This window comes from Peptoniphilus grossensis ph5 (genome assembly GCF_000311825.1).
Lineage (GTDB): Bacteria > Bacillota > Clostridia > Tissierellales > Peptoniphilaceae > Peptoniphilus_A > Peptoniphilus_A hominis.
Genome location: NZ_HE978566.1, coordinates 267,158 through 276,226, shown reverse-complemented (window position 1 = coordinate 276,226; position 9,069 = coordinate 267,158). Strand labels below are relative to the sequence as shown.

9 protein-coding genes are annotated in these 9,069 nt (G+C 36.1%); all 9 read right to left on the bottom strand.

What is annotated here, in order from left to right; genetic code table 11:
• Nucleotides 1-49: 49 nt before the first annotated feature.
• The 9 genes from HGPG_RS01250 to HGPG_RS01210 all read right to left on the bottom strand — a co-directional run bounded on the left by HGPG_RS01250 (nucleotide 50) and on the right by HGPG_RS01210 (nucleotide 9,021).
• The gene (locus HGPG_RS01250) at nucleotides 50-967 is read right to left on the bottom strand and encodes an RnfABCDGE type electron transport complex subunit B (protein ID WP_019124232.1); all 918 of its coding nucleotides are present in this window, start codon (nucleotides 965-967) and stop codon (nucleotides 50-52) included.
• A 9-nt stretch (nucleotides 968-976) separates the two neighbouring features.
• Nucleotides 977-1,555 carry an electron transport complex subunit RsxA gene (gene rsxA, locus HGPG_RS01245; RefSeq protein ID WP_019124231.1) on the bottom strand — a complete coding sequence of 193 codons (579 nt, stop codon included), beginning with the start codon at nucleotides 1,553-1,555 and terminating at the stop codon, nucleotides 977-979.
• Nucleotides 1,555-2,151: an electron transport complex subunit RsxE gene (gene rsxE, locus HGPG_RS01240; protein ID WP_019124230.1), complete on the bottom strand. Its 597-nt coding sequence runs from the start codon at nucleotides 2,149-2,151 to the stop codon at nucleotides 1,555-1,557. Before rsxE ends, rsxA begins: the two co-directional genes overlap by 1 nt.
• Before the next feature lie 11 nt (nucleotides 2,152-2,162).
• Entirely contained in the window at nucleotides 2,163-2,747 is a 585-nt protein-coding gene (locus tag HGPG_RS01235; protein WP_019124229.1) for an RnfABCDGE type electron transport complex subunit G, read from the bottom strand.
• Nucleotides 2,748-3,740 carry an RnfABCDGE type electron transport complex subunit D gene (locus HGPG_RS01230; RefSeq protein WP_019124228.1) on the bottom strand — a complete coding sequence of 331 codons (993 nt, stop codon included), beginning with the start codon at nucleotides 3,738-3,740 and terminating at the stop codon, nucleotides 2,748-2,750.
• A gap of 11 nt (nucleotides 3,741-3,751) precedes the next feature.
• Nucleotides 3,752-5,086, bottom strand: a complete 1,335-nt coding sequence (rsxC, locus tag HGPG_RS01225; protein ID WP_036731170.1) for an electron transport complex subunit RsxC — start codon at nucleotides 5,084-5,086, stop codon at nucleotides 3,752-3,754.
• A gap of 321 nt (nucleotides 5,087-5,407) precedes the next feature.
• Nucleotides 5,408-6,364 carry an ABC transporter permease gene (locus tag HGPG_RS01220; RefSeq protein WP_019124226.1) on the bottom strand — a complete coding sequence of 319 codons (957 nt, stop codon included), beginning with the start codon at nucleotides 6,362-6,364 and terminating at the stop codon, nucleotides 5,408-5,410.
• Entirely contained in the window at nucleotides 6,357-7,502 is a 1,146-nt protein-coding gene (locus HGPG_RS01215) for an ABC transporter permease (protein WP_019124225.1), read from the bottom strand. The genes HGPG_RS01220 and HGPG_RS01215 overlap by 8 nt, the downstream gene beginning before the upstream one ends.
• Nucleotides 7,489-9,021 carry an ABC transporter ATP-binding protein gene (locus HGPG_RS01210; protein WP_019124224.1) on the bottom strand — a complete coding sequence of 511 codons (1,533 nt, stop codon included), beginning with the start codon at nucleotides 9,019-9,021 and terminating at the stop codon, nucleotides 7,489-7,491. The genes HGPG_RS01215 and HGPG_RS01210 overlap by 14 nt, the downstream gene beginning before the upstream one ends.
• Nucleotides 9,022-9,069 lie beyond the last annotated feature (48 nt).

The window sequence follows — 9,069 nt, the reverse complement described above, 5'->3', positions numbered from 1 at the left end:
AGAAAAAACTGCCGCTTGCACGACAGTTTCTTAGTTTAGATTTTAAAGATTAAGCATTAACTTTTTCTTTTTCTGCTTGAGCTTTTTTAGCTTGGGCTTCTGCAAGTTTTGCTTGTCTTTCTTTTTCCTTCTTTTCTTTTTCTTTTTGTTTCATCTTTTCAACTCTTTCAGGATATTCGCAATAAATTGCTCCTGTTGGACATTTTGAAACACAGATTCCACAGTTGATACACTTGTCATAGTCAATTGATGCTAGGTTGTTTTCTACATGGATTGCATCCTTAGGACAGTTCTTTTCACAGATTCCACATCCGATACAACCTATTGAACAGTTAGTTCTGACAACTTTTCCTGGATCAAGAGACTTACATTCAACAACTGTCTTTGATTTGTAAGGTCTAAGTGCAATGATTTTTTTAGGGCAAATGTTGATACACTTCATGCAGGCAACACATTTTTCCTTGTCTACTACTGCAACTCCATTTACCATGTGAATTGCGTCAAATTCGCAGACACTTACGCAAGTGCCACCGCCGCAGCAACCAAAGTTACATGCCTTTGCTCCTTGTTGATAGTCTGAAATTAATCTACAGTCAACTAAATCATTGTAATCGTATTTATTTTTTGCCTTGTTGCAGTCTCCTTGGCAAAGTACACAGGCAATATTTCTTTCTACATTTCCTGCGTTAACGCCCATTACTGCACTGACTTTTTCTGCAGTGTCTGCACCACCAATTACGCAACCATTTACTGGTGCCTTTCCATTGGCGATGGCTTCTGCTAAACCATCACAACCTGGGAAGCCGCAAGCTCCACAGTTTGCTCCTGGCAATACATCTCTAACTTCAGCGACCTTTGGATCTACCTCTACATAAAAAACCTTTGATGCTATTGAAAGAATTACTCCAAAAAAGGCTCCCGCAATTCCCAAAAACAAGACTGGGGTAAGTACTGTACTCATTTCCATAATTACCTCCTATACCAATCCGCCGAAACCTGAAAATGCAATTGCCATTAGGCCTGCACTAACAAGTGCAATTGGAACTCCTTGAAGTGCCTTTGGTACATCTGCTAGCATTAATTTTTCTCTTAGTGCAGCTATAAGTACAAGTGCAAGTGTGAAACCTATTGAAGCTCCAAATCCGCTAAATATTGTTTCTATTAAGTTATATCCATTTTGAACATTTAAAACTGTTACACCAAGTACAACACAGTTTGTAGTAATAAGTGGAAGATATACACCCATGGCTTGGTAAAGTGAAGGTGATGACTTCTTAATAAACATTTCTACAAATTGTACTAGTGATGCAATTACAAGAATAAATGCAATTGTTTGTAAATACTCAAGTCCAAATTTATCTAATACAAAAATTTGAATTAGCCATGTGATTGCAGATGCAAGTACAACTACAAAGGTAACGGCTACTCCCATTCCAAGGGCAGTCTCTGTCTTGGAAGATACACCTAAGAAGGGACAAATTCCTAAGAATTGAGCAAAAACATAATTATTTACAAGTATTGTTGAAATTAAAATCGTAATAATACTTTCTAACATTAGTCTGCCCTCCTGTTTAACATTAGTTTAAATCCTGCAATTAAAAATCCTAGAAGTATGAAGGCACCTGCTGGAGCTCCCATAATTCCAATTCCTGGATAAGATTCTGGCAAAATATTAACATTAAATAGTGTGCCATATCCGAAAAATTCACGAACAAGACCCATTGCAAGTACGGCAATAGTATATCCAACGCCTGTTCCAATTCCGTCAACTATTGATGGAACAAGGGCATTTTTATAAGCAAAACCTTCAGCTTCACCAAGGATACAGCAGTTAACTACGATTAGTGGTAAGAAAATACCAAGTGCTGAATAAATTGGTTGTGAATAAGCTTGAAGTATCATTTGTACTAATGTTACGAAAGTGGCAATTACTACTATAAAACAAGGAATTCTTATTTTATCAGGTATTATATTTCTAAGTGCAGATACTACTCCGTTACTCATTATTAGTACGAAAGTAACTGCAACTCCCATTGCCAATGAGTTTGTTAAGTTATTTGTGATAGCCAGTGTTGAACAAAGCCCTATAAGTTGGATGAATACGGGGTTGTTTTTAAAAGCACCGTCTAAGAATACTTTAGATAATTTCATTTTAATCCTCCTTATTCATTCTTTAAAACTTCGTCATAAACCTGAATGGCATCGTTGGAACCTGCTAGGGCACCCTTAGATGAGATTGTTGCTGATGTAAGCCACATAACTTCATCTTCAGCCTTTGGATCCTTAGAAAGTTTTAGAGGACCTGTTGCAGATTTTCCTTCGTAAGATGGATAGTATTCATCAGTTGTGATTCTTGAACCGAATCCACTTGTTTCACCATTGGAAATATTTCTAAATCCAGCGATTTTATCTCCATCAAGTAAAAATCCTAGAGCATTGACCATAGCTCCACCATAACCATTTGATTTTACATTGACACCGTATCCAACAACTTGGTCGCCTTTTTTTGCAACAAAGATTTTTTCAATAGTTGGATATTTTTCTTTTATTGAAGATAATTTTTCTTGATCATATTCTTCAAAGCCATCTGCATTTTCGCCAAAGATAACTTCGTAAGATGCAAGTGTATTTTTTAGTTCAGTTTCTGCAATTACTGGAGCAGTAAAACTATTTACAACTGCCAAAAGTCCTGCAGATAGGGCGCAGAAAACTAAAAGTATAATTCCAAATTTTACTGGTTCTTTCATTTACTTCGCCTCCCCATAAGCACTTGTTACTGTAAGCTTGTCAATTAAAGGTGTTGCAAGGTTCATAAGACATATTGCATAGGAAACACCTTCTGGAAGAGATGCCTTTACTCTTATTACTGCAGTTAAAATACCGCAGCCAAGGGCAAATATTATTCTTCCCTTTCTGTTTATTGGGTTTGTAGTGTAGTCAGTTGCCATAAATATAGCACCTAGTAATAAACCACCTGCTAATAATTCGTAAGGAATTATATTCATAGGAATACCTAAAATTCCAAGACATACTGCAGTAGTTGCAACATAAATTACTGGAATTTCCCAAGAAATTACCTTTCTAACTACTAAATAAACAAAACCTATTAAAAGTGCAATTGCTGAAGTTTCTCCAATTACTCCGCCAATGTTTCCAATAAACATATCCTTCATTTGAGGAAGATTTGCAAAGTCTCCAGCTGCTATAAGTTGAAGTGGTGTAGCGTAAGTTATTGAATCTAAATCAGTTACACCTTGTTTTAATAATTCAGGTGAAATATAACCTGTAATTTGTTTTGGCCATGATGCCATAAGTACAAGTCTTGCAGCAAGAGCTGGGTTCATAAAGTTAAATCCAATACCACCAAAACATTCTTTTACTATTAAGATTGAAAAAACGGATCCGAAAGCTGCCATCCATAGTGGGAAAGATTGAGGCATATTTAGTGCAATCAAAATTCCAGTTACTACAGCAGACAAGTCCCTTATTTGTACAGTCTTTTTAAGTGCAGATTGAGTTACATACTCAGTTGCCATACAAGCTACTACACAAGTTAGAATCAAGAGAATTGACCTAATTCCGAAGAAATATACGGAAGCAATCATTGCAGGAACAAGCGCTATGATTACATCAAGCATAATCTTCCTAACAGTGTCATTTGCCCTAATGTGAGGAGCAAGTGAAACGAAGCGAGCTTCATTTACTGTCATCGGATCTTTAGTTATTTTATTATTTTCCAAATTGATCCCTCCTATTTCTTTTGATTAGCTCTGATTTCTCGTTTAGCTAATTTAACAGATGCACTTAGATGTCTCTTTGCTGGACAAACGAAGGAACATATACCACATTCCATACATTGGTCAGCGTGTAAAGCGCTACATAAATCAACATCGCCCTTTAAAATTGCATGATTAATATCAGTTGGATTAATATTTGCTGGACAGTGATCTACGCATCTTGAACATCTAATACATGGAGATTCAATTCTTTCTGTAACTTCTTCTTCGGTGAAAACTAAAATACCTGAAGTAGTCTTTGTAACAGGTGCATCAAGGCTAAATACTGACTTACCAGTCATAGGACCACCACAAATAATTTCTTTAAAGTTTTCCTTTACTCCTCCGCAGAAATCTAAAATATCTCCAACAGGAGTACCTATTTTAACGAGAATATTCTTTGGCTCCTTAATTCCAGAACCAGAAACAGTTATTACTCTTTCATAAGAAGGCTTTCCTTCTATCATTGCTTCATAAAATGCAAGAGTTGTACCAACATTTGTTAGGAAAACTCCAACATCATTTGTTACACCATTTTGTGGAACAATTCTTCCAACAACGGCTTCAGAAAGTCTCTTTGAATCACCTTGTGGATACTTAGTTTGACATCCAACTACCTTTAAGTGACTCCAATTAGGATTTTTCCCTATAACTTCTTCCATCTTAGCAATTGCGTCAGGTTTATTTTCTTCAATTGCCATGTAGGAAACATCCTTGTTGTAAAAATATGAGAAGATGTCTAGTCCTTCTAATATTTCTTCAGTTCTTTCTAGCATAATTCTGTGGTCACAAGTGAGGAAAGGCTCACATTCTGCCCCATTTATTATACATTCATCAAGCACTGGGTCTTCACCTTTTAATTTTGCGTGAAGAGGGAAACCAGCGCCGCCCATACCAACGACACCCTTTTCTTTAATAAAAGGAATTAAATCGTCAATTGGATGATCCTTATAATCTTTAAAAGATTTAAGGTCATCAGTCATTTCGTCTTTGCCATCGTTTTCTATAACGACACAATCACAATACCTTCCATCAGCTGTGTACATTTTTTTAATCTCTTTAACTGTACCTGATACAGAAGAGTGTATAGCAGCTGATATATAAGCATCAGAATTACCCACCATTTGTCCAACCTTAACAGAATCGCCCTTTGACACAACTGGTGAGCAAGGTGCTCCAATGTGTTGTGACATAGGTATGTAGGCAATCTTAGGACTTGGCATCCTCTCAATTGCAATCTTTTCTGTCAAAGTTTTGTGTTCGTCCATGTGAACTCCACCTACGGAAAAAGTGAGATTTCTTGAACTCATAAAACTTCACCCCTTATTCGGCTTATGCCTAATTTTTTACCTTTTGTTATAATTATAACACTAAATTTAATTAAAGTATATGATTCTACTTAAAAATTTAGACTTGGGAAATCTTTTACAAGGTGAGAAAGTAGTCAATCTTAAATTTTAGTTTTTAAAATTTTTTATTTTTTGCAGAAATAATTTTTATTTTTCTCTGAAAACTTTTTTATTTTTGCCACAAAATTTTACATTTCTTAAGTCATCTCTTATAATTTTTTGCAAAAAAATCTCACGACTTTTAATCGTGAGAAAATTTTTATCTTTATTAATATTTTTTTATTAATTATTTCTTTCATAAGGAAGTCCATCTGCTGATGGGGCTCTTGATCCTTTAACGAAGACAATTAATACAATAAGTGTTATTGCATAAGGGATCATTGAAAGTAAATTTGTGTCGATTTTTATGCCAATGGAGCCAAGGAAAACTGATAGACCTTGGGCAAAGCCAAATAATAGGCAGGCTAACATGGCACCTTGTGGTCTCCATCCACCAAAGATTACTGCTGCAAGGGCAATAAAGCCTTGACCTGATATAAGTGTCTCTCTGTAATTGGAAACTACTGCAAGAGACATGGATGCTCCACCAAGTCCAGCCAAAAATCCAGAGGCAAGGACACAGATATATTTTATTTTGTAGGCGTCAACACCAAGAGTTTCTGCTGCCTTAGGGTATTCACCAACAGCTCTTATTCTTAGTCCAAGTCTTGTCTTGTAGAGAATAAAGTAAACTATAAAGACAAGGACAAAGGCAAGATAAACTGAAACATATTGTGAAAAAACTATGTCCAAAAATCTTGTGATGCCCTTACCTGAGCCGCCCTTAAATACATTGGCAAACAAAACTGGAAGTTTATCTTCGTAGTTTATGGACTTTGACATGGCAGCTCCATCAAAGAAAAGTCTGCAAAGGAAAAGTGAAAGCCCTGGTCCAATTAAATTTATGGCAATACCACTTACAACATGGTCTGCTGCAAAATTTACTGTAGCTATAGCATGAAGAAGAGCAACTAACATTCCACCAAGTCCGCCACACAAAAAGGCAAGCCAAGGATTGCCAAGATAATATCCCACAATAGAGCCAACTACTGCTCCTATGGACATCATGCCTTCAAGTCCAATATTTACAACTCCTGCGTTTTCAGATAAAACTCCACCGAGAGCTGTATAAATAAGAGGAGCTGAATATAAAAGTGTAATTGATAAAATACTTGCTAAGCTTAATAGTGAACTATTCATTTGCTCCTCCTTCTACATTTTTCTTATTTCCACCTGAAGTGTTTGAGTCTTTCTTCGTCCACTTAGTAAAGAAAAATCTAATCATATCTAAAAGTTTAGGCATGGCAATAAATAAAATCATTATGCCCACAATAATATTTACAACTTCGGAATAAGTGCCAATAGTTGTTAGTTTTCCTCCCCCATAAGTTAGGCCTGCGTATAAAAGTGCAGCTGGGATTGTACCAAGAGGATTGTTGCCAGCAATAAGTGCCACAGCCATTCCATCAAAGCCATAGCCTTCTTGCCCTGCCATAATTCCAATGTTTCCAGAGACTCCAAGAACTGTAATTGCTCCTGCAAGTCCTGCCAAAATTCCTGCTATTCCCATAGATGTAACTATGGATTTATTAATGCTAATGCCGCCATATTCTGCTGCCTTTTGGTTAAAGCCAACGGCACGAAGTTCATAGCCAAGGGTAGTTTTTTTGAGGATATACCAAATTACTATTGCAGCTATAATGGCAATAATAATTCCAAAATTCACTGGCGGATTTAAAATATCTCTCAAAAATTTATTATTTGCCAAGACTGCCTTTCCCGCCTCACTTGCCTTCCAAGAGCCAAGAATTTTTATAGAGGCACTTTTTTTAATTGGATAGGAGTTGTCTGACTCAATGTTTCTAAGTAATGGAAAACTTAAAAGATAGTTGCTAAGGTAAAAGGCAATCCAGTTCATCATAATTGAAGAAATAACTTCATTTACTTGGAATTTTGCCTTTAAGATGCCAACTAAGGCTCCCCAGATATAGCCACAAAGAGCACCTGCAAGAAGGGCTACAAGACCGTGAAGGACTGGTGGCAAGTCTAAAAGTAGACCAACAACTAGGGCTCCAATTGAGCCAACAATGTATTGACCTTCTGCGCCGATGTTAAATAGTCCTGTGTTAAAGGCAAAGGCAACGGAAAGTCCTGTTAAGATTAGTGGCACTGCCTTTACAATTGTCCAGGAAATATATTTTGGCTTGCCAAAGGCGCCGAAAAATATAACCTTGTAAGCTTCAATTGGGTTAGTTCCACTTACTATTAAAATAATGGAGCCAATAATAATACCAAGTACAATGGCAAGCACTGTATATAAAAATCTATTTCTCTTCATTTTTACCTCCTGCCATGTATAGTCCTATTTCACTTTCATTAGTTTCTTTAGCATCAAAAGTTTTTAAAATTTTGCCATTGTAGATGACAGAAATTCTATCAGATAAAGCCATTATTTCATCTAGTTCAAAGGAAATGAGAAGGACTGCCTTGCCCTTGTCCCTTTGATTTATCAAAAAGTTTCTAATGTATTCAATGGCACCAACATCAAGACCCCTAGTAGGTTGTGCCGCAATTAAAAGATCTGGGTCTCCTGAAATTTCTCTTGCGAGGATTACCTTTTGTTGATTTCCACCAGAAAGTTCTCCTGCCAGTCTATCTATATTCCTAGGTCTTATGTCGTAATCATCTTGGAGTTTTTTGGCGTTATCTTCAATTTTTTTAAAATCTAAAATTCCCTTTTTAGAGTATTGGTCCTTGTAATAATTTTTTAAAATTAAATTTTCTGCAACGCTAAAATCTAAAACTAGACCTCTAAGTTGTCTATCTTCTGGAATTGAATTGATTCCCTTTTCAATAATTACTCTTGGACTCTTGTTTAAAATTTCCTCGCCCTTAAAAATAATTGAGCCGCTTTCAGCTAACTTTAGACCAGTTAAAGTCTCAATGAGTTCAGATTGACCGTTGCCATCAACGCCAGCTATTCCGTGGATTTCCCCAGCTTTTACATCTAAATCAAGATCATCTAATTTTTTTACATTTCTAAAATCTCTTGCACACAATTTTTTGATTTCAAGAATAGTTTCGCCAGCTTCCACATCTTTTTTGTCAACATCAAGATGAACAGCTCTACCAACCATCATGTCTGCAAGTTCTGATTCAGTTACATCAGAAACATTTACAGTTTCAATTTTCTTGCCACGCCTTATAATGGTACACCTGTGTGCCATTTGCTTAATTTCCTTTAATTTGTGAGTGATAATTATAATTGACTTACCTTCCTTAGAAAGGTTTTTTATAATTTCAATAAGCTCCGTAATTTCTTGAGGCGTCAAAACAGCTGTTGGCTCATCAAAAATTAAAATATCAGCACCCCTATAAAGGACTTTTAAAATTTCAACCTTTTGTTGTGTACCAACAGAAATATCCTGAATCTTGGCATCGGGATCGATTTTAAAGCCATATCTCTCAGAAAGAGCAATGACATCTTCCCTTGCCTTTTTTATGTCCACCTTGATGCCATTCATGGGTTCCATGCCCAGAATAATATTTTCAACAACAGTGAAGGGCTCGATTAGCATAAAATGTTGGTGAACCATGCCAAGGCCAGCCTTGATTGCATCATTGGGATCCTTAAATTCTTTTTTTTCATTGTTTATATAAATATCACCTGATGTAGGAGAGCTCATGCCGTAAAGCATATTCATAAGAGTAGTTTTGCCAGCACCATTTTCTCCAAGAAGGGAATGAATTTCACCCCTTCTAATATCAAGATCAATTCCATCGTTTGCAACGAAATCGCCAAATTTTTTTGTGATATTTTCCATGCGAACGACTAAATCTTTGTTATCAATTTCCAAGACAAACGCTCCTTTGTTTTATTAAGTAAATTATACCAAAGATTTATG